The organism is Bradyrhizobium guangzhouense, from assembly GCF_004114955.1.
Taxonomy (GTDB): Bacteria; Pseudomonadota; Alphaproteobacteria; order Rhizobiales; family Xanthobacteraceae; genus Bradyrhizobium; species Bradyrhizobium guangzhouense.
The window spans coordinates 22,935-46,175 of sequence record NZ_CP030053.1; the positions used below are offsets into that span (position 1 = coordinate 22,935).

The following is a 23,241-nucleotide window of genomic DNA, read 5'->3' on the forward strand; positions in this document are numbered from 1 at the left end:
TTGCGACGAAGCAATCCAGAGTCCCTCCACGGAGACAGCCTGGATTGCTTCGCCCCGCTCGCAATGACGTGGAGAGGCCGGTGCTGCACCCCCAACTGCCATCGCCCGGCTCGACCGGGCGATCCAGTATTCCAGAGACGGATGTGATTGAGCCGGGAAGCCGCGGCGTACTGGATTCCCGGCTTTCGCCGGGAATGACAGCGGTGGGTGGAACGGCCTTCTGTCACAACGCCGCCAGCGCGGCATTTTCGGCTTTCCCCTCAAACATATGATTGACCGTTCACACGCAGGCCCCGGCAGAACTGTCGGATACTTCATATTTGCAAGAATCCCGTTGCGCTAGGCTCGCACTCGTCTACCTCTCCGGGCGGGAATTTTCATGAGCGAGTTTCAGGACGTGACAGATCCGGCAATTGGCTTTGGTCCGGTCGCGGGGCTCAGCCCGTCCGTCAAGCGTGCACTGAATGATATGCTGGGAGGAGGCGCGGCGAGCGTCCTCACCGTGACGTTTGGCCTGTCCTATTCGCTGCTGATCTTTGCCGGCCCGCTTTCGCCGTATCTCTCCTACGGCATCGCTGCGACCTTCGTCAGTTCGGCCGTGCTCGCACTCGTGATCGGGCTCGGCAGCTCGCTGCCCTTCGCGATCGCCGCCCCCGACAGCTCGACCGCGGCCGTCACCGGCATCCTGGCGGCCTCGCTGGTCGAGCGCATCGAAGCGGCCAACGCGGCGGCGCCCCTGCTCTCGCCGGTCCTGATCACGCTCGGTCTGTCGACCGTGCTGACCGGAATCGTGCTGTGCGGGCTGGGCCTGACGCGGATGGGCCGCGCCATCCGCTACGTGCCCTATCCCGTGGTCGGCGGCTTCCTCGGCGCCACGGGGCTCCTGATCGTGATGGGTGCGATCCGGGTGATCACCGGTCAACCCGTGCAATTTGCGACGCTGCTGCGCTTCATCAACGGCGTCACTTTGTCGGAGCTCGGCGCGGCCTGCGCGATGGCGATGGTGCTGTATCTGACCTGGCACCGCTCGCGCAGCCCGTTCGGTTTGCCGATCATCCTCATCGGCGGCATGCTGACGGCGCATCTGGCATTCTGGGTCACAGGCGTCTCGCTCGATGAGGCCCGCGCCTTGGGCTGGACGTTCCAGCCGCCGCCGGCGGCGGCCTTCATGGTGCCCTGGCACATGGACGGCTTCATCCACTATCCCTGGTTCGCGGTGCCCGACCTGCTCGGCAACCTCGTCGCCGTCATCTTCGTCACCGCCTCCAGCACGCTGTTCAACACCACCGGCATCGAGGTCGCGGTACATCGCGAGGCCAATCTGGAACGCGAGCTGAACACGACCGGCGCCGCCAACATGTTGACCGGCGCACTCGGCGGCTATGCCGGCTGCATCTCGGTCAGCCGCTCGATCCTCAATTTCTCGAGCGGCGGCCGCGGACGCCTGTCCGGCCTCACGGCCGCCGCCATCTCGCTGCTGATGCTCGCGGTCGCGCCGGAGTTACTCGGCTTCATGCCGAAATTCGTGCTCGGCGGCCTCCTGCTCTATCTCGGCGCCGACCAGCTGCACAAATGGATCATCGAATCGCGCAAGCGGCTGTCCAGGCTCGAATATCTGTCGCTGATCGCCATCATCGCAATCATCGTCGCCTGGGGCTTCGTGCCCGGCATCCTGATCGGCGTGATCATCGGCTGTGCGACCTTTGCGTTCAGCGCGGCGCGGGTGGAATCGATCAAGTACAGTTTTGACGGCTCGGAATACCGCTCCTCGCTCGACCGCTCGCGCGACGACCAGGAGGTGCTGCTGGCCCATGGCGGCAAGATCCAGGGTCTCAACCTGCAGAGCTATCTGTTCTTCGGCTCCGCCAACCGGCTCTACCAGCACGTCAAGCTGCTGCTGCACGAACGCCCGGAGTGTCGCTATCTGCTGTTCGATTTCAAGCTCGTCACCGGCGTCGATTCCTCGGCCGCCTACAGCTTCGCCCAGATCAAGCGCAGCGCGGCCGATCTCGGCGTCGAGCTGATCCTGGTGCACCTGTCGGCCGCGGCCGAGAAGGTGCTGCGCTCCAGCGATTTCATCGGCGACGGCGTCACCATCATTCCAGAGCTCGATCGTGCGCTGGAATGGTGCGAGAACGAAATCATCGCGCAGCATCAGGGCCTGGCGCGGGAAGAAGCTTCCTTGCGCGACTGGTTCGCCGGCATTCTCGGCAGCGAGGATGATGCAGACGAGCTGATCCGCCGCTGCCAGCGCATCGAGGTCGAGGCCGGCGAAATCATCGTGCAAGCCGGCAATCCCGCGGATTCCATGCACTTCATCCTCGACGGGCGCGTCGGCATCATGATCCCCGCCGACGACGACCGCACCACGCGCGTGCGCAGCCTCGGGCGCTATACCACGATCGGCGAGATGGGCCTGGTGTCACACACGCCACGCAGCGCGACGATCCAGGCGGAAGTCGACAGCGTGCTCTACGTTCTGAACACGCTCCAGTTCGACGAGATCAAGGAACAAGACCCCGCGCTTAGCCACAAGCTGCTGACTTATTTCGTGTCGGTCATGGCCGAGCGCCTGACATTCGCGAACCGGACGATTGCGGTGCTGCGGCGGTAGCGCCAGCCGCGTCAGATGAGCTCCGCAGACCAGGGTTCATGCCGGATCTCGAACGATTGTCCTGTCTTCGACAATCGCGCGAAACCCGGGAAGTTCAGGTGCATTCCAGCGACGAGCTCTCCGGTCGCGGACACCCTCTCCAGCACTTTCTTCCGGGTTGCGCTGGCTGCGGCCTGATCCACGTCGAACGCGATCGTCACGTCGGGTCTCGGCACCTGTATATCCGGGTAGTGAACGATATCGCCCCAGATGAGCAGGGACACACCGCCAGCGTCGATCCTATAGCCGCTATGTCCGGGCGTGTGGCCGGGGAGATGTTCGATCACGATGCCGGGCGCGACTTGTCCCGCGCTGACCGTCCGCCGGCGCACGCCGTAGGCCTTGAACACGGCACGCGCGGCTTGAAAGAACGGCTTCATCGCATCCGGTGACCGATTGAGGTTCGCGTCATCGCTCCAAAAGGCAAACTCGGCTTCGTGCATGACGAGCTCGGCGTTCGGAAACAGGGGCGCGGACGGCAAGACTCCGACGAGACCGCCGATATGATCCGGATGGGCGTGGGTCAGCAGGATCTGGTCGATCGCGAGCGGGTTCACGTTCGCCGCAGCAAGCGCCCCGTGCAGCCGCCCTCCCCACCCGTTGATGCCACCTCCTCCACCGTCGACCAGGATGGTGCGGCCTTTGCCCTCGATCAGATAGATGCTGACGGTCATCGCGGATGACGAAGGACGTCCCGCTGCCACCGTCATGCTCATCGCTTCGTCAGGCCCTATTCCGGCCAGAAGATCGAACGGCGCGGCGACGATGCCGTCGACGATCGCGGTGACTATGTAGTCGCCGACTTTTCGCCGGTTCAGGCCGGGAGCTTGCCAGTTGTTCGAATTCGTCATTCCATCACCCCTTGATTGCGCCGCGCGTTTCAGACGCACGACGACGATCTTCCCGATCTGCTCATTCGATTTTGGCGATGCCGACCAGCTACGACAACGTGTCGCGCACCATCATGTCCAGGCTGCTTGCGGTGACGCCCAACCGTTTCTCCGTATCGTCGGCGTCAAGCAGAAGCGGCTTTTCGAACAGGTAAGACATCTCGACGGCCTCACCGAAGCCGCTGCTTTCGAGATCGGCCGAGGTAAGGCGACGCAAGTTCGGAGCGTCGATCTTCAGCGCGTCCGCGAATTTTTGCACCAGTTCGCGCACCGAGACGGACTGCGACGGCACGTGAAAGGCGCGCCCCCATTCTCCAGTGTAGCGCGACGCAGCGACCAGCGTGCGCGCCGTATCCCCGGTGAAGGACCAAGCGTGCGGCGCATCAAGGTCGCCAAGGAAAGATACCGGTTCGTTCTTGAGTAGCGACGGCAGCGCCAGCAACGAGAAATACGTGACCGCGCCTTTGCCCAGATAATCGCTTGCGCGGACCTCGATCGCAGGAACATTCGACCGCAAGGCGCGCTGCCACATGATGTGGCGGGTCGTGCCCTTTCGGCTGGTCGGGTCCGGCTCCAGTTCGGGCGTGAGAGGGCTGACAGCCCCCGCGCCGTAACCGTAGACATTTCCAGCCACGATCAGCTTCGCGCCGACCTGCTCGGCCGCCTTGACCGTTCCGTCCATGATGGGGAAGAAATCGGTTGGCCATCGATGATAGGCCGCCATGGCGCACATGAAGATCGCATCCGCGCCTTTGGTGAATCCGGCCAGCTGCGCGGCGTCTGTGGCATCCGATGAAACGGTCCGCACGGGCCCGACATCGATCGACCCGGCATTTCTGCTGGTGAGGATGACGCTGTGTCCTTGCTCTGCCAGAAGGCGAGCGGTTTCGCGGCCAACCGGACCGGCTCCAACGACAACGTAATGGCTCACTCTGTCCCCTCATCGTCAGGAAAACGACAGGTGAGCTGTTTGACGCCCGGGCCGTTGAAAATCGCGCATGATGCGCCAAATATCGAACACGTTCCGCCAAGCCACTCTGGAGCCCGGTCATGCGTGCGATATCGCGTTCGGCGTCATCATCGGTCGGCAGCATCGCCGCAGCCACGCGGACGGAGTCCGATCCCGATGCCCTCGAGCCAATCGGCGATCACCGGATCATCATCCATCTCACAGCCACCACGCGCTCCCGTTGCCTCGCGACTGGAGAAAAGTATTTGCGTCGCGCCGGCGATATCGACCTGATCCCGTCGGGTACGGCTTCAGGCTTCATCGCAGAGACGCCCTATCGGTCGCTCCAGATCCGGCTCGCGCCCGGGATGCTCGCGCATGCGGCGTCGAAGGCAGGACGATTGACGTCAGTCCGGCTCGGTACCCATCACATGCTGCGCAATGACCGCATCGTCCTACTGGGACAGGCGCTCGAGAGCGACGTCAAGGCGGGCTCGCCGAGCGGCCCGCTATTCGCCGAGGCTGTCGGAATGGCCCTGGCGGTCGAGCTGCTTGGGCTTACGGATGATGCGCCGCGTGACATCACGCGCCTCTCCGACGCGCAACTCCAGAGGATCGCAGCCTATGTCGATGACAATCTGGACCAGCCACTCACTGTCGACATTCTCTGCCGCGAGGCCGGCGTCAGCAGCTCGCACTTGAGGACGTGGTTCAAGGCGGCCATGGGGGTCACCGTGCACCGCTACGTCCTGCAGCGACGGCTGGAGCACGCACGCCAGCTGCTTCTCCAGGGCGATCGCAAGCTCAGCGACATCGCCCTGGAGGCAGGCTTTTCGCATCAGTCACACCTCGCCAAATGGATGCGCCGCGAATTCGGCCGCAGTCCCGGTGAGCTGCGTCGAAGCAGGAACTGATAGGGGTCCTCACACCCCCGCCATCATCACGTATTTGATCTCGACATATTCTTCCATGCCGTGACGCGAGCCTTCACGGCCCAGGCCGCTTTCCTTGACGCCGCCGAACGGTGCGACCTCAGTCGTGATGAGGCCGGTGTTGACGCCGACCATGCCCGACTCCAGCGCCTCGGCGACGCGCCAGACGCGGCCGATATCGCGGGAATAGAAATAGGAGGCGAGGCCGAACGGCGAGGCATTGCACATCGCGATGACGTCGGCCTCGTCCTTGAAGCGGATGACAGGCGCGAGCGGGCCGAAAGTTTCCTCCTGCGAAACCAGCGAGTCCGGCTTCACATCGGCGAGCACGGTCGGCTCGAAGAAGGAACGGCCGAGCTCGCTGCGCTTGCCGCCGGTCACCACCTTGGCGCCACGCTTGACGGCATCGGCGATGTGACGCTCGACCTTGTCGACCGCCTTCATGTTGATGAGCGGGCCCTGCGTTACGCCGCTTTCGGTGCCGTCGCCGATCTTCATCGCCGCGACCTTGGCCGACAGCTTCTTGACGAACTCGTCGTAGATCTTGTCCTGTGCGTAGAGGCGGTTGGCGCAGACGCAGGTCTGGCCCATGTTGCGGTATTTCGAGACGATCGCGCCTTCGACCGCCGCATCGATATCGGCGTCGTCGAACACCACGAACGGCGCGTTACCGCCAAGCTCGAGGCCGAGCCGCTTCACGCCGACGGAGGCTTGCTGGTAGAGGATCTTGCCGACCGCGGTCGAGCCGGTGAAGCCCACGAAGCGTACCGCCGGATGCTCGCACAGCACCTTGCCGATCGGGGGCGCATCACCGGTGATGATGTTGAGCACGCCCTTGGGGATGCCGGCCTTTTCGGCGAGCACTGCGAGCGCCAGTGCCGACAGCGGCGTCTCGTTGGCGGGCTTGAGCACCACGGTGCAGCCTGCGGCCAGTGCCGGCGAGACTTTTCGGGTGATCATCGAGTTCGGGAAGTTCCACGGCGTGATGGCCCCGCAAACGCCGATCGGCTGCTTGATCGCGAGCAGCCGCGCATCGGGCCGCTGCGTCGGGATGGTCTCGCCATAGACGCGGCGGGCTTCCTCCGCGAAGAACTCGATATAGGCGGCGCCGATATCGACCTCGCCGAGCGCTTCCGACAGCGGCTTGCCCTGCTCGGAGGTCAGGATCAACGCGAGGTCCTCGCGGTTGGCGATGATCAGCTCGAACCATTTGCGCAAAATGTTGGAGCGCTGCTTGGCAGTGTGCTTGGCCCAGGCCGGAAACGCGCGCTGGGCGGCTTCGACGGCCTTGGTGGTATCGTCGGCGCCAAGCTGCGGGACTTTTGCGATCTCGACACCGGTCGCGGGATTGTTCACGGCAAACACCGGCGTGCCGACCCAGGCGCCGTCGATGTAGCAGGCCTCCTTCAGCAGCGACGGGTCCTTCAATCGGTCGCGCAGGTTGGCGGTGGATTGCTGGGCGCGTGCTGCGGCGGTCGGGGTCATGGCGTTGCTCCTCGGGCGATCATTCGGGGCGATCGGATCGGCCGCAATATAGGGACATCAGGTGCCCAATGCACCGTCCCGCAACGCACATCTGCCGGGAGTTAAAGTCGGGAGCGCAGTCCTTCACCTCTCCCTATGGGAGAGGTATAGCACCCAACCTTGTGGAGATGATCAGGCCGCGCCGCTCATATAGGTCTCGCGGCGGCCGATCATGCGTTCAGCCGCGGCCTTGGCGCTGGCCTTCGAGGAGGTCGCGCAGGTCCGGTATTCGAGATCGGGTGCATCGGAGGTATCGCGGCGGCCGAACCAGGATTTTGAGCCGACCGGCAGCAGCGCCAGTGCCTGCGCCAGATTGTCGACCGCGCCGAACGAATAGAGCGCGCCTGATCCGGCGATCCGCACCTCGTAAATGCCGGGCGAGATCGGCGCTTCCAGATTGTCGCCCCGTCCGGGACGGGGATAGCGCTTCCATTCGCTCCAGGTCGAAATCATCTTTAAGTCCCCTCGCGACCGATGGAGGCCGCCAAATTGCATCAAGTTCTAACGTCGGCCGCCGACCGGGCCACAAGCTGAACGCCGCAACGCACAAAATGTTTCAAGTGTTTCAAACACCGGAAAACATATCGCCGGAGCCTATCCAAGGTCACGATCGGATGCGGCCATCCACCGCAGATTGTGAAGAAGTGTTGCAGATCAGTCGTCCCGCGCGGAGCGCAGAGCGTCAAGTCACGACATCGCGACCGGAGGGTGCATATCGCCACGCTTGCCGCACACGACTTGCGGGAGGACAATCCGAACACTTCCAACAATAATCAAACCGGAGGAAACGCTGATGCAAAGCAAAGCCCAGATCGACGAGATTCTGCGCAAGACCAGCGATGCCAAGGAGATTCCCGGCGTTGTTGCGATCGCCGCCAGCGGCGGCGACATTCTGTATCAGGGCGCGTTCGGCAAGCGCGATCTGTCCAAGCCCGATGCGATGACCACCGACAGCGTGTTCTGGATCGCCTCGATGACGAAGGCGGTGACTGCAGCGGGCGCGATGCAACTGGTCGAGCAGGGCAAGCTGTCGCTCGATGCACCGATCGGCGGCGTGCTGCCCGACCTCGCCAATCCGCAAGTGCTGGAAGGCTTCGACGCCAAGGGCGAGCCGAAACTACGGCCCGCGAAGGGCGCGATCACGCTGCGTCAACTCATGACCCACACTGCCGGCTTCTGCTACGACATGTGGAACGGCGAATTCGGGCGCTACATGGAGAAAACAGGCACGCCGGGGATCATCACCTGCCAGAACGCTGCACTGAAGACGCCCGTGATGACCGATCCCGGCACGCGCTGGGAATACGGTACCAACATCGACTTCGTCGGCAAGGCGGTGGAAGCCGTCAGCGGCAAGCGGCTCGACGCCTACTTGCGCGACAATCTGTTTGCGCCACTCGGCATGAGCGACACCGGCTTCAAGATCAGCGACGACATGCGCAAGCGTCTCGTCGGCATGCATGCCCGCGGCGAAGACGGCCAGCTTGCCGCGATGCCGTTCGAGCTCGAGCAGAATCCGGAATTCCACATGGGTGGCGGCGGCCTCTACTCGACCGCGGGCGACTACATCAAATTCACCCAGATGATCCTCAACAAGGGCCGCGGCAACGGCAACCAGGTGCTCAGGCCAGAAACGATCGCCATGATGGGGCAGAACCAGATGGGCGATCTCAACATGACCAAGATGACGACCGCGGCGCCACCTTACACCAACGACGTCGATCTCTATCCGGACCAGGCGAAGAAATGGGGCCTCAGCTTCATGATCAACACCGCCAAGACCGCGGAGGGGCGGAGCGCCGGCAGCCTCGCCTGGGCGGGCCTCGCCAACACTTACTACTGGATCGACCCGGCCCGCGACGTCACGGGCGTCATCCTCATGCAGCTGTTGCCGTTTGCGGATGCGAAATGCCTGCAGGCCTTCGCGGGATTCGAGCGCGGCGTCTATGCCGGGCTCGATGCCGGCAGCGGGCAGAAGGCGGCGTAACTCCTTAGTATGAGGCGCGCGGCGTCGCGCGCCTTCGCTGCAACGGATAACCTCGTGCTCGAAAGCCATCGGCTTCGGGCACGAGGCGATCAGGTTTTGAGGAGACGAACTTGGCGAACGATCTTGCAGGCAAGGCCGACAGCTATGTATGCGGCATCTCGGATACGCCGCTGCTCGGCGACACTATCGGCCGCAGCCTCGATCACGCGGTGCGGCGCTGGGGTACCAGCGAGGCGCTGGTCTCGCCCAGCCACGGTGTGCGATGGAGCTGGACCGAATTCGCCGAGCGCGTCGATGCGCTGGCTGCCGGTTTTCTCGCGCTTGGTCTCGAACGCGGTGAGCGGATCGGCATCTGGTCGCTGAACCGGCCGGAATGGACGCTGACCCAGTTTGCCGCCGCCAAGGCCGGCCTGATCCTGGTGACGATCAATCCCGCCTATCGGCTCAGCGAGCTCGAGTTCGCGCTGAAGAAAGTCGGCTGCGCCGCGATCGTCACCGCGACGGCGTTCAAGACCAGCCAATACATGGACATGCTCAACACGCTACTGCCGGAGCTTTCGAGCGCGAGGCCCGGCCAGCTGCGCGCGGCGCGGCTGCCGGCCTTGCGGATCGTGATCCAGATCGGCGGTCCCTCGGTGCCGGGCACGATCCCCTTCGAGGAAGTCGCGCGCATGGGCAAAGCGGAGCATCGCGAGCAGCTTGCCGCGCTCGGCGCGGCACTGCAGTTCGACGATCCCGTCAACATCCAGTTCACCAGCGGCACGACCGGCTTACCCAAGGGGGTGACGCTGACGCACCACAACATCCTCAATAACGGCTATTTCACGGGACGCGCGATGCGCCTGACGGAAGCGGATCGCATCTGCATTCCCGTGCCGCTCTACCATTGCTTCGGCATGGTGATGGGCAACCTCGCCTCCGTCACGCTGGGGGCGACCATGGTCTATCCCGGCGAGGGCTTCGATCCGCTGGCGACACTGCGCGCGATCGAGCAGGAGAAATGCACGACGCTGTACGGCGTGCCGACCATGTTCATCGCCGAGCTCGATCACCCAGAATTCAAGACGTTCAATCTGAAATCGTTGCGCACCGGCATCATGGCCGGCGCGCCCTGCCCGATCGAGGTGATGAAGCGCGTCAACACCGAGATGAACATGCGCGAGGTCACCATCGCCTATGGCATGACCGAGACCAGCCCGGTCAGCTTCCAGAGTGCGACGGACGACCCGCTGGAGCGGCGCGTCTCCACCGTCGGGCGGATCCATCCGCATGTCGAGGTGAAGGTCGTCGATCTCGAAGGCAAGATCGTCAAGCGCGGCGAACGCGGCGAGCTCTGCACCCGCGGCTACAGCGTCATGCTGGGCTATTGGGAGGAGAAGGAAAAGACCGGCGACGTGCTCGACGCCGCCGGCTGGATGCACACCGGCGATCTCGCCACCATCGACGACGAGGGCTATTGCAACATCGTCGGCCGCATCAAGGATCTGGTGATCCGCGGCGGCGAGAACCTCTATCCGCGCGAGATCGAGGAATTCTTGTACCGCCATCCCAAGATCCAGGACGTGCAGATCTTCGGCGTCGCCGACACCCGCTATGGCGAGGAGCTCTGCGCCTGGATCCGAGTCAGATCAGGCGAGACGCTCACGGCAGAGGAGGTCCGCGCCTTCTGCGACGGCCAGATCGCCCACAACAAGATCCCGCGCTACGTCGAGTTCGTCGACGAATTCCCGATGACCGTGACCGGCAAGATCCAGAAATTCGTGATGCGGGACACCGTGGAGCAGCGGCTGGGGCTGAAGGCTGCGAAGACGGCGTGAGGCCACGACGTCATTGCGAGCGCAGCGAAGCAATCCAGAATCCTTCCGCGGAGGCAGTCTGGATTGCTTCGTCGCAAGAGCTCCTCGCAATGACGGGGAGAGAGCGGAGTCCTTAAACCGTCAGCCCGCGCTGCTGGGCCAGCTCCTTCAGCGACACCTGGGGGCGCGCGCCGATGTGCTGGATGACCTCGGCGGCGGCAAGCGCGCCTAGCTCGCCGCACTGCTTGTGCGAGAGGTCGCGTGAGAGGCCGTAGAGGAAGCCGGCCGCGAAGAGGTCGCCGGCGCCGGTGGTGTCGACCAGCTGCGTGATCGGCGAGGCCGGTGCGGCAACCGCATCCGTCGGCGTCACCACGACGCAACCCTTCTCGCTGCGAGTGACCACGCCGAGCTTGACGTCGCTGCGCAGAAGCTTCAGCGCGGTGTCGAAATCGGAGGTCTCGTAGAGCGAGTGCAGCTCGGACTCGTTGGCGAACACGATGTCGGCGGTGCCGTTGCGCATCAGCCCCAGAAACTCGTCGCGATAGCGGCCGACGCAGAAGGAATCCGACAGCGTCAGCGCCACCTTGCGGCCGGCTTCGTGGGCAATCTTGGAAGCCTTGAGGAAGGCTTCCTTGGCGCCCGGCGGATCCCAGAGATAGCCTTCGAGATAGACGATCTTGGCTGCCGCGATCTCGGCCGGATCGATATCGGCAGGCGACAGATCCTGCGCCGCGCCGAGATAGGTGTTCATGGTGCGCTCGCCGTCGCCGGTGACCAGGATGTAGGAGCAGCCGGTGGCGGGACCGTCCTTCGCGGGTGGCGTGTTGAAGGCAACGCCGGCGGCGCGGATGTCGTGGACATAGAGCTTGCCGATCTGGTCGTCCTTGACCTTGCCGACATAGGCGGCGCGCGCGCCCAGGCTGCCGATGCCGACGATGGTGTTGGCGGCAGATCCCCCCGAGACTTCCGTCGCCGGGCCCATGTCGGCGTAGATGGCCGCGGCCCGCGCCTCGTCGATCAGCGACATGCTGCCCTTGGTCATGCCGTGCTTGACCAAAAAGGCCTCGTCGGTCCGGACCAGCACGTCGAACAGCGCATTGCCGATGCCGAGAACGTCATATTTCACGTCAGCCATTCACCTTGATCCTGTTTGCCGGATTGCGGTACCCGCGGAAATCCGCTTCCTGTGAGCCTGAAATCTGGCTCGCGGCCTATCACGAGGGGACCGCTGCGGGCAAGCAACGGTATTATCAAAGAGCATGATCCGCTCCTTCCTGACCGTCTCCACGGGAACACTGGCCTCGCGCCTGCTCGGCTTTGCCCGCGATTCCCTGATCGCGGCGCTGCTCGGCACCGGCACTGTCGCGGATGCGTTTCTGGCGGCTTTCCAGCTCGTCAACGTGGTGCGGCGGCTGCTCAGCGAAGGGGCACTCAATGCCGCCCTGATCCCGGCCTGGCTGCGCGTCCGTGAGCGCGATGGCGAACGGGCCGCCTCCGCCTTTGCCGGGCGCGTGCTTGGCACGGTCAGCGCATCCCTGATCGTGATTTCGATCGGCATTGCGCTGACGATGCCGCTGATCATCATGATCATCGCACCAGGCTTCGCCGGCAGCGCCACGCTCGATCTCGCCGTCCAGAACGCGCGGCTGATGCTGCCCTATCTCGCCTTTGCCGGTCCGGTCACGGTGTTGATGGGGCTATTGAACGCGCAGGGGCGCTTTGCGCTCACGGCGTTCTCGCCGCTGCTGTTCAACATCGCGCTGATTGCCGCCATCGGCGCGCTGCTGCTGTGGCACGCCGATGCCGCTCTCTCCGCATGGATGCTGGCGGCGACCGTCGGCATTGCCGGCCTGCTGCAGCTGGTGATGCTGGGCTCGCAGCGAAGCGCGCGCCTGGCGACGCCGTTGCGCGCAAGCTTCGACAGGGAGATGCGCGGCTTCTTCGCCAAAGCCATTCCCGGCATGATCGCAAGCTCGGGCCCGCAATGGCTGATGGTCGCGGGCGCCATCATCGCCTCCGCGACACCATCGGCGGTGTCCTGGCTGTATTTCGCCAACCGCCTGATCGAGCTGCCGCTCGGCATCGTCGGCGTCGCCATGGGCACGGTGCTGGTGCCGGAAATGACGCGCGCGGTGGGCAGCGGCGACCGTGTCGCGGTGGCGCACGCCGAATCGCGCGCGCTGGAACTGGCGACTGGGCTGGCGCTGCCAGCCACGCTGGGCCTTGCCATTCTGGCAGGACCGATCGTGCGGCTGCTGTTCGAGCACGGCGCCTTCAGCGCGCAGGACAGCGCCGCAACGGCACACGCGTTGACGTGGCTGGCATTGGGATTGCCGGCGCATGTGCTGATCAAGGCGCTGTCGCCAGCCTTCTTTGCCCGTAGCGACACGATGACGCCGCTGCTCGCTACGGCCAAAGGCTTTGTGGTCGCGGTCGGCCTTGCGGTCCTGCTCGGACATTTCTTCGGCGCAAGCGGGATCGCCGCGAGCATCGCGGCTGGCGCCTGGAGCAGCGCCGTCTCGCTGCTCCGGAAAGGCACCAGCGAATTCGGCTTCTCGGTCGATGCCGCCGCCCGCAGGCGGCTGCCGCGGATCGTGCTCGCTGCCGCCGCCATGGGTGCCCTGCTCTGGCTGACCACGGGTCTGATGCCGGCTGAGGCCCATGGCCTCATTCGCTTCATTGTGCTTGGCCTGCAGATCGCCGCCGGGATCGCCGTCTACGGCGTGCTCCTGCAAATCCTCGGCGCGGCCTCCTGGCGCGAGGCGGCCGCCGCCCTGAAGCGGCCCGGCTGAACAGGCCACGCTGCGAATTGCCCTTGACGGGGCAGCCCCGCTGTTGGAAACGACGGCCGACCACCTATGGGAAGGCGTGCCAGGAAGATTAACCATGCCATTCGTTGAACGGGTTTTTTCGGGCGTCCAGCCGACGGGCAATCTGCACCTCGGCAACTATCTCGGCGCGATCGTCAACTTCGTGAAGATGCAGCAAACCCACAACTGCATCTATTGCGTCGTCGACATGCATGCGATCACGCAAGGGGTGGACGTCTGGGGCGGGCCGACCGAGCTCGCGCGCGTCACCCGCGAGGTAACCGCGGCGTTCATCGCCGCCGGCATCGATCCGAAGAAGCACATCGTGTTCAACCAGAGCCAGGTCTCCGGCCACGCCGAACTCACCTGGATTTTCAACTGTGTCGCGCGCCTGGGCTGGCTGAACCGCATGACCCAGTTCAAGGAGAAGGCCGGCAAGGATCGCGAGAACGTCTCCGTTGGGCTCTACGACTATCCCGTGCTGATGGCCGCCGACATCCTGCTCTACCGGGCCACCCATGTTCCCGTCGGCGAGGACCAGAAGCAGCATCTCGAGCTCTCGCGCGACATCGCCCAGAAGTTCAACAATGATTTCGGCGATTCCATTCGCGCCCAGGGCACCAATGACGGCTTGTTCTTCCCGCTGCCGGAACCCTTCATCACCGGCCCGGCAACGCGCGTGATGAGCTTGCGCGACGGCACCAAGAAGATGTCGAAGTCGGATCCGTCGGACAATTCGCGCATCAACCTGACCGACGATGCCGACACCATCGCGCAGAAGATCCGCAAGGCGAAGACCGATCCGGAGCCGCTGCCGAGTGAAGAGAAAGGCCTGGAAGCGCGGCCCGAGGCCGACAATCTGGTCGGCATTTTCGCAGCCCTGTCCGACCGCTCCAAGGCCGACGTGCTGCGCGAATTCGGCGGCGGCCAGTTCTCCAGCTTCAAGAACGCGCTGGCTGAGCTGTGCGTGACAAAGCTTGCACCGATCGCCGGCGAGATGAAGCGCCTGGTTGCGGACCCCGGTCACATCGACGCCATCCTGAACGATGGTTCCGACCGGGCTCGCGCGATCGCCGAGGAGACCATGAATCTCTCCAAGGACATTGTCGGCTTCATCCGCCGGCGCTGATCACAGCTCGCCCTCCCTGGATGGACCCTCCAGGGGAGGGTAGGTCAGCACCTAACCCGCTGATATGATGGCGAAACGACCGTTTCGCCCCTTGACCGTGCGTTCCTCGTCGCCATCTGCTAGGGAAGAGGCCACGCGCCGGCCTTGAACCGGCGACGTCTGGAGAAAACCATGTTCATTCAAACCGAAGCCACCCCCAATCCCGCCACGCTGAAGTTCATTCCCGGCCGCGTCGTGTCCGACGGCAACCCGATGGAGTTTGCGAGCCGCGAAGCCGCAACCCGTTCGCCGCTCGCGGAAAAGCTGTTCGAGGTGCCCGGCGTCACCGGTGTGTTTTACGGATCGGATTTCATCACCGTCACCAAGGCGAACGGTGAATGGCAGCAGCTCAAGCCCGCGATCCTGGGTGCCATCATGGAGCACTACATGTCCGGCGCGCCGCTGCTCGCAGGCGGCGACGCGCAGGGCGACATCGATCTCGACGACGAGGACGAGTTCTTCGACGAGGCCGATGCCGAGACGGTCGACATGATCAAGGACCTGATCGAGACACGGGTGCGGCCGGCGGTCGCCAATGACGGCGGCGACATCACCTTTCGCGGCTTCAAGGACGGAATCGTCTATCTCAACATGAAGGGCGCCTGCTCCGGCTGCCCGTCATCTACCGCAACGCTCCAGCACGGCATCCAGAATTTGCTGAAGCACTTCGTGCCTGACGTGGTCGAAGTCCGGCCGATGTAACGAGCTGTAGGGTGGGTTAGCCCTGAAGATGCGCGAAGCGCAGCTGCTCGGCGTAACCCACCATTTCTGTCACTGCGGAAACGAAGGAGGTGGGTTACGCCGTGCGAACTGCGCTTTGCGCAGTCGCAGGGCTAACCCACCCTACAAGATCTACGCCGCCTGGCCGATGCTGGCCGCTTCCTCTGCGGCCCTGCGCATGCTCGATGACATGTCCTGCGTCACCGTACTCTGCTCCTCGACGGCGGCGGCCGTTGACGAGACATATTCGCTGACGCCCTGGATCGCGGTCTTGATCGCGTCCAGCGCCGAGACGACGTCGCTGGAGATGCCGTTCAGATTGCCGATCTCCTGCTCGATCCGGTCAGCCGCCTGCTTGGCCTGATTGGCGAGGTTCTTCACCTCGGATGCGACCACCGCAAAACCGCGACCGGCCTCGCCAGCGCGTGCGGATTCGATCGTGGCATTGAGTGCCAGCAGGTTGATCTGGCCGGTGATGTTGCCGATCAGCTGCACGATCGTGCTCATCGATTCCGCCGCCTGGGTCAGCCGCTGCGCCTGCTGATCCGCCGCCTCGACCCGATCGACCGCGGTCGATGCGGTCTCGCGCGAACGCGTCATGGCTTCGGCGATCTCGCGCACCGAGGCATTGAGCTCCTCGGCGCCGGCGGCGACCGATTCCATCATGCTGCGCACCTTTTCGCTGCGCTTGCGCGCGATCACCTGCGCGGTGGTGTCGGAGGCGTATTTCACCACCTTGAACGGCTTGCCGTTGAGATCGCGGATCGGATTGTAGGAAGCCTGGATCCAGACCTCCCGTCCGCCCTTGCCGACGCGTTGATATTCGCCGGACTGGAATTCGCCCGCATTCAGCCTGGCCCAGAAGGCGCGATAGGCCTCGCTGTCGCGCTCACCGGCCTCGACGAACATGCTGTGATGCCGGCCGACGATCTCGGACAGCGTGTAGCCGAGCGCACTGAGGAAGTTTTGGTTTGCAGTCGTGATCTTGCCGTCCATGTCGAACTCGATCACGGCCTGCGACTTGCCGATCGCCTCGATCTGGCCGGCGAAATTCGCGTTCGACAGCTTCTGCGCGCTGACGTCGGTCGCGAACTTCACCACCTTGAACGGCTTGCCGGCGTCGTCGAGGATCGGATTGTAGGAAGCCAGGATCCAGACCTCTTTCCCACCCTTGCCGAAGCGCTTGTACTCGCCGGACTGGAATTCGCCGCGACCGAGCCTGGCCCAGAACTCGCGATACGCCGCGCTGTCGCGTTCGCCTGCGCTAACGAACATTTTATGGTGCTGGCCCTGGATCTCATTCAGCCGATAGCCGACAGTATCCAGGAAGTTATCATTGGCCGTGATGATGGTGCCGTCGAGATTGAACTCGATCACGGCTTGCGCGCGACCGATCGCGGAAATCTTTCCGGCATCTTCGAGGCTGCGAATCTTGCGCGCAGTGATGTCGGTCGCGAACTTGACGACCTTTACCGGCTTGCCTGTTACGTCGATGATCGGGTTGTAGGACGCTTGAATCCAGATGTCGCGGCCGCCCTTGCCGAGCCGCTTGTACTCGGCGGATTGATATTCGCCGCGGGCAAGCTTCGCCCAGAACTCGCGATAGGCCGCACTGCCCCGTTCCTCGGAGACCACGAACATGCTGTGGTGCTTGCCCTTGATCTCGTCGAGCCGATAGCCCATCGCGTCCAGGAAGTTCTGGTTCGCATTGATGATGGTGCCGTCGAGATTGAATTCAATGACCGCCTGAGATTTCGAGAGCGCCGTGACTTGGGCCATTGCCTCGCGCGCTGAAGAGCCGCTTCGCCAAAAAGACATTAATGAAATCCTTCCAATTGCCCGGAGCGTGCGTGGCTTGAGCTGCCAATAATGCATCGCCCGAGTCGCCGTTGACTCGCTTTTCCGCAGTCGAAAGGTGTCAGTTGATTGCTAATGCTCTATTAATTTGAAATAATTTCAATCACTTAGGGATATTTTAGGTTGCAAATGATGCGTTTGCATCAAAACGAGAGAGCCCGGATTGCGCGCTTTTCCCGGCGACGTAGAACTACGGAGGCACGATCGTGCGCCTGTCGAGAAATCAAACTTGGACTGGTTCGATCGCGCCGGAACCGATTAAGCTGATTCGATGCTGATCCTTGCCATCGATACCGCGCTGGAAGCGTGCGCGGCCGCCGTGCTCGATACCGACGCCGGCGAGCTCCTCGCGCAGGAGCAATCGCTCATGAAGCGCGGCCATGCCGAGGCCCTGATGCCGATGATCGCGCGCGTCATGCAATCGGCCGACCTGGCTTTCACAGCGCTCGACCGCATCGCCGTGACGGTCGGTCCCGGTAGCTTCACCGGCCTGCGCGTCGGCATTTCGGCGGCACGCGGTCTTGCGCTCGCAGCCAAGCGGCCGGCGGTCGGGCTGACGACCCTGTCGGCCTATGCGGCCCCCATCGTTGGCCGGAGCGGTTCGACGTCGGTGATCTCGGCGATCGATGCCCGGCACGATCACGTCTATTTCCAGATCGTCGGCGGTGACGGCAGCCAGCTGGTGAAGCCAGGCATCGCCCCCATCGACGAGGCGATCGCGGCCTCGCAATTCGGTGCGCCGCATCTGGTCGGCAACGCCGCAAACATTCTCGCCGAGCGTTGGCCGAAGGATGCGCCACAGCCAGTTGCTGTCGACGCACAGCCTGCACCCGACATCAGCTGGGTGGCGTGGCTCGGCGCTGCGGCCAATCCCGACACCAATCCGGCGAGGCCGTTTTATCTGAAGGCCCCCGATGCAAAGCCGGCTGCGTTGCCGCCGCTGGCACAAGCCGCAAGCTCATCATGAGATCGATTCTGGAATGGTGGCGCGGCGGCACGGCCGCCGTCGAGCCCGCATCGCTGCGCGACGCGCAGCGGCTGGCGCAGCTTCACGGCGCTTCCTTTGCGCAAGGCTGGGGCGAAAGCGAGTTCGAGACGATGCTCAGCGAGCGCAACACGCTGGTCCATCGCTTGCGCGTCGGCCGCAAGACGATCGGCTTTGCGGTGTCGCGGATCGGCGCGGACGAAGCCGAAATCCTCTCGGTCGCGGTCGATCCGTCCCACCGCGGCCGCGGTCTCTCCCGCACGCTGCTGATGACCCATCTCGGTCATCTTGCCGGGCGCGGCGTACGCACGATTTTTCTGGAGGTCGAGGAGAACAACCAGCCCGCGCGACGGCTCTATGACAGGGGCGGATTCGTGGTGGTCGGGCGCCGCGAACGCTACTATAAGCAGCCGAACGGGGAACAATTGAACGCACTTCTGATGCGACGTGACTTGTCGTAACATTGATGGCAGAAAGCGCCCCGTCAGGCGGACACGATATGACCGGACTTAAACCTTCTTCGGCCTCCAAGGCGACCGGCATCGAGGCGCGCTGTGCCGCCACCGGCATGCGCATGACCGAGCAGCGCCGCGTGATCGCGCGCGTCCTTGCGGAAGCGGTCGATCATCCCGACGTCGAGGAATTGTACCGGCGCTGTGTTGCCGTCGACGACAAGATCTCGATCTCGACCGTCTATCGGACCGTCAAGCTGTTCGAGGATGCCGGCATCATCGAACGCCACGATTTCCGCGAGGGCCGCGCGCGCTACGAGACGATGCGCGACAGTCATCACGACCACCTCATCAATCTGCGCGACGGCAAGGTGATCGAGTTCACCTCGGAGGAGATCGAGAAGCTGCAGGCGGAGATCGCCCGCAAGCTCGGCTACAAGCTGGTCGATCACCGGCTCGAGCTCTATTGCGTCCCGCTCGACGACGACAAGCCGGCGTCTTGATGGACGGTTCTTTCGGCAAGCCTCTCTTCACCTCTCCCCGTCGGGGAGAGGTCGATTTGCGCAGCAAATCGGGTGAGTGGGCGCAGGTCCCACGAGAGAGCAGATCCCCTCACCCGGCGCTTCGCGCCGACCTCTCCCTCCGGGAAAGGTAACAGCAAGAGCGCCGCACTCCAGTGTCCATCGATCTCATCATCTTCGATTGCGACGGCGTGCTCGTGGACAGCGAGGTAATCTCCTGTCGCGCCCATGCGGACGTGCTGACGCGCCACGGCTATCCGATCACATCGGAGCAGGTGTCCGAGCGATTCCTCGGCCGCTCGACAAAACAGGCCAATCTCGAAATCGAAACCGAGCTCGGCCGCAAGCTGCCCGACGCCTATCACGGCGATCTCCAGGACGAGCTGTTCCGCGCGTTCGAAGCCGACTTGGAGGCGATCCGCGGCATCCACGACGTGCTCGATGTCGTGACGCAACGCGTCTGCGTGGCCTCCAGCGGTTCGCATCCGCGTATGCAGGTGAGTCTCGGAAGCACCGGACTTTATGAACGCCTCGCGCCTAACATCTTCTCGTCCTCGCAAGTGGCTAACGGCAAGCCGGCGCCAGACCTATTCCTGTTCGCGGCCAAGCAGATGGGCACGCCGCCGGAGCGCTGCGTCGTGATCGAGGACAGCCTTGCCGGCATTGCCGGCGCGCGGGCGGCCGGGATGAAAGTGTTCGGCTTTTACGGTGGTAGCCATTGCGGTGCCGACCATGCCGAAACGCTGCGCCGGGCCGGCGCCGACCTGACCTTCTCGGACATGCATCAATTGCCGGAATTAGTCCGCCAGGTCTCGGCGGACGCCCTGACGGGCTAAATCCGGCGCCAAACCTCGCGATTCCGCACGTAGCCGCCCGGAATGGCCCCTTTCGGCCCCCCAATCGCTGGATTTTCGGCGCTCCAGCCTATATTTGATGGCCATCCTCCACCTCCATTTTCGGGTTCCATGACGCCGCCGCGCAAGCTGCACATCAAATCTTATGGCTGCCAGATGAACGTCTACGATGCCCAGCGCATGGTAGACACGCTGGCTCCGGAAGGATTCGTCGAGACCGGTAGCGTGGAGGACGCCGACCTCGTCATCCTCAACACCTGCCATATCCGCGAGAAGGCCTCTGAAAAGGTCTATTCAGAGCTCGGCCGCCTGCGCGTCGTCAAGGACGAGGCCGCGCGCGAGGGCCGCGCCATGCAGATCGCGGTTGCCGGCTGCGTCGCACAGGCCGAGGGCGAGGAAATCGTGCGCCGCGCGCCCACGGTCGACGTCGTGGTCGGACCGCAGAGCTATCATCATCTGCCCGAGCTGTTGAAGCGCGCCGGCAACGAAGGCCGCGCGATCGAAACCGAGTTTCCCGCCGCCGACAAGTTCGGCTTCCTGGCCCAGCCCAAGCCCGACGCGATCCGCGCGCGCGGCATTTCCGCTTTCGTCACGGTGCAGGAAGGTTGCGACAAGTTTTGTACGTTCTGCGTCGTACCCTACACGCGGGGCGCCGAAGTCTCACGTCCGGTCGCGAAGATCGTCGAGGATGTGAAGCGGCTCGCCGACAACGGCGTGCGCGAGCTCACGCTGATCGGGCAGAACGTCAACGCCTATCACGGCGAGGGACCGGACGGAAAAACCTGGGGCCTCGGTAAATTGCTGGAGCGCCTGGCAGCGATTCCCGGCATTGCGCGGCTGCGTTATTCGACCAGCCATCCCCGCGACGTCGATGACGGTTTGATTGCAGCCCATCGCGATCTCGATGCCTTGATGCCGTTCGTGCACCTGCCGGTGCAGTCGGGCTCCGACCGGATTCTCGCCGCCATGAACCGGAAACATACCGCCGATGATTATCGAGAAGTCATCGACCGTTTCCGCACCGCGCGCCAAGACATTGCTTTTTCATCAGATTTTATCGTCGGCTTCCCCGGCGAGAGCGAGCAAGATTTTCTCGCCACCCTCGCGCTTGTCACGCAAATCGGTTACGCTGCGGCGTATTCGTTCAAATACTCCGCCCGGCCGGGAACGCCGGCCGCGGATATGCAGGAGACGGTGTCCCCCGCCGAGATGGACCAGCGATTGGAGCGGCTCCAGGAATTGATCGACAGCCAGCAATCGGCCTTCAACAAGGCTGCGATTGGCTCAACGGTCGACGTGCTGTTCGAACGTCCGGCGCGCAAGGACGGCCAGATCGTCGGCCGCACCGCCTTCCTCCAGCCTGCCCACGTGATGGCCTCGCCCGACATCATCGGACAGATCCTGCCCGTGCGGATCGACAGCCTCGAACGCTACAGTTTCCTCGGCGAGCTCGCCGTGCCACGCAATGTGCGCGAGCCCGCTTCATCATCCATCGCCACTGGAGCCTGAACCCTTGCCAAAAAGCGCATCGGATTCGTCTTCTATCGCTCCCAGCCGCAAATTTGACCGCGACATGCAAGTTCCGCCCGAGACCCAGGTCGTCATCGACTTCGACGACAACCGCGCCGCATCCGCGCTGGTCGGCCCCTATGGCCAGAACCTGGCGCAGATCGAGCGCCGGCTCGGCGTCGTCGTGGACTCCAAGGGCAACCACATCACCATCGGCGGCACCCGCGACGGCTGCGATGCGGCGCGCCGCGTGCTCGAGACGCTCTATGCCCACGCCGCAAAGGGCCAGGACGTCGACCAGGGCGAAGTCGAAGGCGCGATCCGTGCGGTGATTGCGCAAGGGTCCTTGTTCGAGTTCGACGCCAAATCGTCGAAGTCGGCCTTCGACAGCATCAATTTGCGCAAGCGTCCTGTGCGCGCGCGCACGGCTGCGCAGGATTCCTACATCCGTGCGCTGAAGCGCCACGAGCTGGTGTTCGGCATCGGCCCCGCCGGTACCGGCAAGACCTGGCTCGCGGTTGCGCATGCCGCGCAATTGTTCGAGCGCAAGGAGGTCGACAAGATCATCCTGTCGCGTCCGGCGGTCGAAGCCGGCGAGCGACTCGGCTTTTTGCCCGGCGATCTCCGCGAGAAGGTCGATCCCTATCTGCGCCCGATCTATGACGCGCTGTATGACCTCATGGACGCACGCATCGTCGAGCGCGCGCTGCAGACCGGCGAGATCGAGATCGCGCCGCTCGCCTTCATGCGCGGCCGCACGCTGACCAACGCCGCGATCATCCTCGACGAAGCCCAGAACACCACGTCGATGCAGATGAAGATGTTCCTCACGCGCCTTGGCGAGAACAGCCGCATGATCGTCACGGGCGATCCCTCGCAGATCGATTTGCCGAACGGCCAGACCTCGGGTCTCGCCGAGGCGACCCGTCTGCTCAATGGCGTCGAAGGCATTGCGCAAGTTCATTTCAAGGCCGAGGACGTGATCCGCCACGAGCTCGTGGCACGAATCGTCGCCGCCTATGAAGGCTCGCCGCAGCGGCCGCCCGCCGGCAACAAATCCTGACGAGACAACAGCGGGACCAAGCGGGCGCCGAGACGGCGCCTTATCGTTCCGAACAGAGCCATGTCACATCCCAACCTTCCCATCACCGAGGTCCTCGTCGTCGCCGATTGCTGGCAGAGCGAGCCTGACGCCGAGGCCGTGATCCAGCGCGCCGTTGCGGCTGCCGCCGAATCGGTCGACGAAGACGTTACGGATGCCGAAGTGGCCGTGATGCTGACCGATGATGCCGGCATCCGCACGCTCAACAGCAACTGGCGCGGCATGGACAAGCCGACCAACGTGCTGTCGTTTCCGGCGCTCCAGCCCGAGGGCGCGTGGAAGCCGGGCGATGCGCCGCGCATGCTCGGCGACATCGCGATCGCCTATGAGACCATGCGGCGCGAGGCGGACGAGGAACACAAGCCGTTCGATCATCATTTGAGTCATCTCGCCGTGCATGGTTTCCTGCACCTGATCGGCTACGATCACGAGAACGACGACGACGCGGAAGAAATGGAAGCGCTCGAAACCGAGATCCTGGCTCACCTCGGCATCCCCGATCCCTATGCAGACCGCGCGGGGACGCACTGAG

General features: G+C 63.8%; 20 protein-coding genes. 14 read left to right on the plus strand and 6 right to left on the minus strand.

Annotation, left to right across the window (positions count from 1 at the left end; all coding sequences use genetic code 11):
• The first annotated feature begins 397 nt into the window (after window positions 1-397).
• Window positions 398-2,614 (plus strand): SulP family inorganic anion transporter, encoded by a 2,217-nt coding sequence (locus tag XH91_RS00105; RefSeq protein ID WP_128954662.1) that lies wholly within the window; start codon window positions 398-400, stop codon window positions 2,612-2,614.
• Window positions 2,615-2,625: 11 nt separating this feature from the next.
• On the opposite strand, the gene XH91_RS00110 is transcribed toward XH91_RS00105, so the two are convergent.
• Window positions 2,626-3,504, minus strand: coding sequence for an MBL fold metallo-hydrolase (locus XH91_RS00110; protein WP_128954663.1), 879 nt, complete (start codon window positions 3,502-3,504; stop codon window positions 2,626-2,628).
• An 88-nt stretch (window positions 3,505-3,592) separates the two neighbouring features.
• Window positions 3,593-4,474, minus strand: a complete 882-nt coding sequence (locus XH91_RS00115) for an NAD(P)H-binding protein (RefSeq protein WP_128948711.1) — start codon at window positions 4,472-4,474, stop codon at window positions 3,593-3,595.
• Between the two features lie 119 nt (window positions 4,475-4,593).
• Between XH91_RS00115 and XH91_RS00120 the strand changes: the two genes are divergently transcribed.
• On the plus strand, window positions 4,594-5,406 hold the full coding sequence (locus XH91_RS00120; protein ID WP_128948712.1) for a helix-turn-helix transcriptional regulator: 813 nt from the start codon (window positions 4,594-4,596) through the stop codon (window positions 5,404-5,406).
• Window positions 5,407-5,415: 9 nt separating this feature from the next.
• Here XH91_RS00120 and XH91_RS00125 read toward each other — a convergent pair whose 3' ends face one another.
• Window positions 5,416-6,909 (minus strand): NAD-dependent succinate-semialdehyde dehydrogenase, encoded by a 1,494-nt coding sequence (locus tag XH91_RS00125; protein WP_128948713.1) that lies wholly within the window; start codon window positions 6,907-6,909, stop codon window positions 5,416-5,418.
• 171 nt (window positions 6,910-7,080) lie between these two features.
• Entirely contained in the window at window positions 7,081-7,401 is a 321-nt protein-coding gene (locus tag XH91_RS00130) for a hypothetical protein (protein WP_128948714.1), read from the minus strand.
• 340 nt (window positions 7,402-7,741) lie between these two features.
• Between XH91_RS00130 and XH91_RS00135 the strand changes: the two genes are divergently transcribed.
• Window positions 7,742-8,935, plus strand: a complete 1,194-nt coding sequence (locus tag XH91_RS00135; protein ID WP_128948715.1) for a serine hydrolase domain-containing protein — start codon at window positions 7,742-7,744, stop codon at window positions 8,933-8,935.
• A 110-nt stretch (window positions 8,936-9,045) separates the two neighbouring features.
• Entirely contained in the window at window positions 9,046-10,752 is a 1,707-nt protein-coding gene (locus XH91_RS00140; RefSeq protein WP_128948716.1) for an AMP-binding protein, read from the plus strand.
• A 112-nt stretch (window positions 10,753-10,864) separates the two neighbouring features.
• Here the strand turns inward: XH91_RS00140 and XH91_RS00150 are convergent, their stop codons facing one another.
• Window positions 10,865-11,866: an adenosine kinase gene (locus XH91_RS00150; protein WP_128948718.1), complete on the minus strand. Its 1,002-nt coding sequence runs from the start codon at window positions 11,864-11,866 to the stop codon at window positions 10,865-10,867.
• Window positions 11,867-11,990: 124 nt separating this feature from the next.
• Here XH91_RS00150 and murJ point away from each other — a divergent pair, with 124 nt between their 5' ends.
• The 3 genes from murJ (at window position 11,991) to XH91_RS00165 (ending at window position 15,411) form a co-directional block, all read left to right on the plus strand.
• A complete protein-coding gene (gene murJ / locus XH91_RS00155; protein ID WP_128948719.1) occupies window positions 11,991-13,523 on the plus strand; it encodes a murein biosynthesis integral membrane protein MurJ in 1,533 nt (510 codons plus the stop codon).
• A 94-nt stretch (window positions 13,524-13,617) separates the two neighbouring features.
• A complete protein-coding gene (gene trpS, locus XH91_RS00160) occupies window positions 13,618-14,670 on the plus strand; it encodes a tryptophan--tRNA ligase (RefSeq protein WP_128948720.1) in 1,053 nt (350 codons plus the stop codon).
• 171 nt (window positions 14,671-14,841) lie between these two features.
• Window positions 14,842-15,411 (plus strand): NifU family protein, encoded by a 570-nt coding sequence (locus XH91_RS00165; RefSeq protein ID WP_128948721.1) that lies wholly within the window; start codon window positions 14,842-14,844, stop codon window positions 15,409-15,411.
• A 150-nt stretch (window positions 15,412-15,561) separates the two neighbouring features.
• Here the strand turns inward: XH91_RS00165 and XH91_RS00170 are convergent, their stop codons facing one another.
• Entirely contained in the window at window positions 15,562-17,208 is a 1,647-nt protein-coding gene (locus XH91_RS00170; protein ID WP_128948722.1) for a methyl-accepting chemotaxis protein, read from the minus strand.
• Between the two features lie 349 nt (window positions 17,209-17,557).
• On the opposite strand from XH91_RS00170, the gene tsaB reads away from it, so the two are divergent.
• The 7 genes from tsaB (at window position 17,558) to ybeY (ending at window position 23,240) form a co-directional block, all read left to right on the plus strand.
• Window positions 17,558-18,253: a tRNA (adenosine(37)-N6)-threonylcarbamoyltransferase complex dimerization subunit type 1 TsaB gene (tsaB, locus tag XH91_RS00175; RefSeq protein ID WP_128948723.1), complete on the plus strand. Its 696-nt coding sequence runs from the start codon at window positions 17,558-17,560 to the stop codon at window positions 18,251-18,253.
• Window positions 18,250-18,732 carry a ribosomal protein S18-alanine N-acetyltransferase gene (gene rimI / locus XH91_RS00180; RefSeq protein ID WP_164933562.1) on the plus strand — a complete coding sequence of 161 codons (483 nt, stop codon included), beginning with the start codon at window positions 18,250-18,252 and terminating at the stop codon, window positions 18,730-18,732. Before tsaB ends, rimI begins: the two co-directional genes overlap by 4 nt.
• Window positions 18,733-18,770: 38 nt before the next feature.
• The gene (locus tag XH91_RS00185; protein ID WP_128948724.1) at window positions 18,771-19,226 is read left to right on the plus strand and encodes a Fur family transcriptional regulator; all 456 of its coding nucleotides are present in this window, start codon (window positions 18,771-18,773) and stop codon (window positions 19,224-19,226) included.
• 173 nt (window positions 19,227-19,399) lie between these two features.
• Window positions 19,400-20,080, plus strand: a complete 681-nt coding sequence (locus tag XH91_RS00190) for an HAD family hydrolase (protein ID WP_128948725.1) — start codon at window positions 19,400-19,402, stop codon at window positions 20,078-20,080.
• 129 nt (window positions 20,081-20,209) lie between these two features.
• Window positions 20,210-21,607, plus strand: coding sequence for a tRNA (N6-isopentenyl adenosine(37)-C2)-methylthiotransferase MiaB (gene miaB / locus XH91_RS00195; protein ID WP_128948726.1), 1,398 nt, complete (start codon window positions 20,210-20,212; stop codon window positions 21,605-21,607).
• A 64-nt stretch (window positions 21,608-21,671) separates the two neighbouring features.
• Window positions 21,672-22,670, plus strand: coding sequence for a PhoH family protein (locus XH91_RS00200; protein ID WP_128948727.1), 999 nt, complete (start codon window positions 21,672-21,674; stop codon window positions 22,668-22,670).
• Window positions 22,671-22,730: 60 nt separating this feature from the next.
• On the plus strand, window positions 22,731-23,240 hold the full coding sequence (ybeY, locus tag XH91_RS00205; RefSeq protein WP_128948728.1) for an rRNA maturation RNase YbeY: 510 nt from the start codon (window positions 22,731-22,733) through the stop codon (window positions 23,238-23,240).
• Window position 23,241 lies beyond the last annotated feature (1 nt).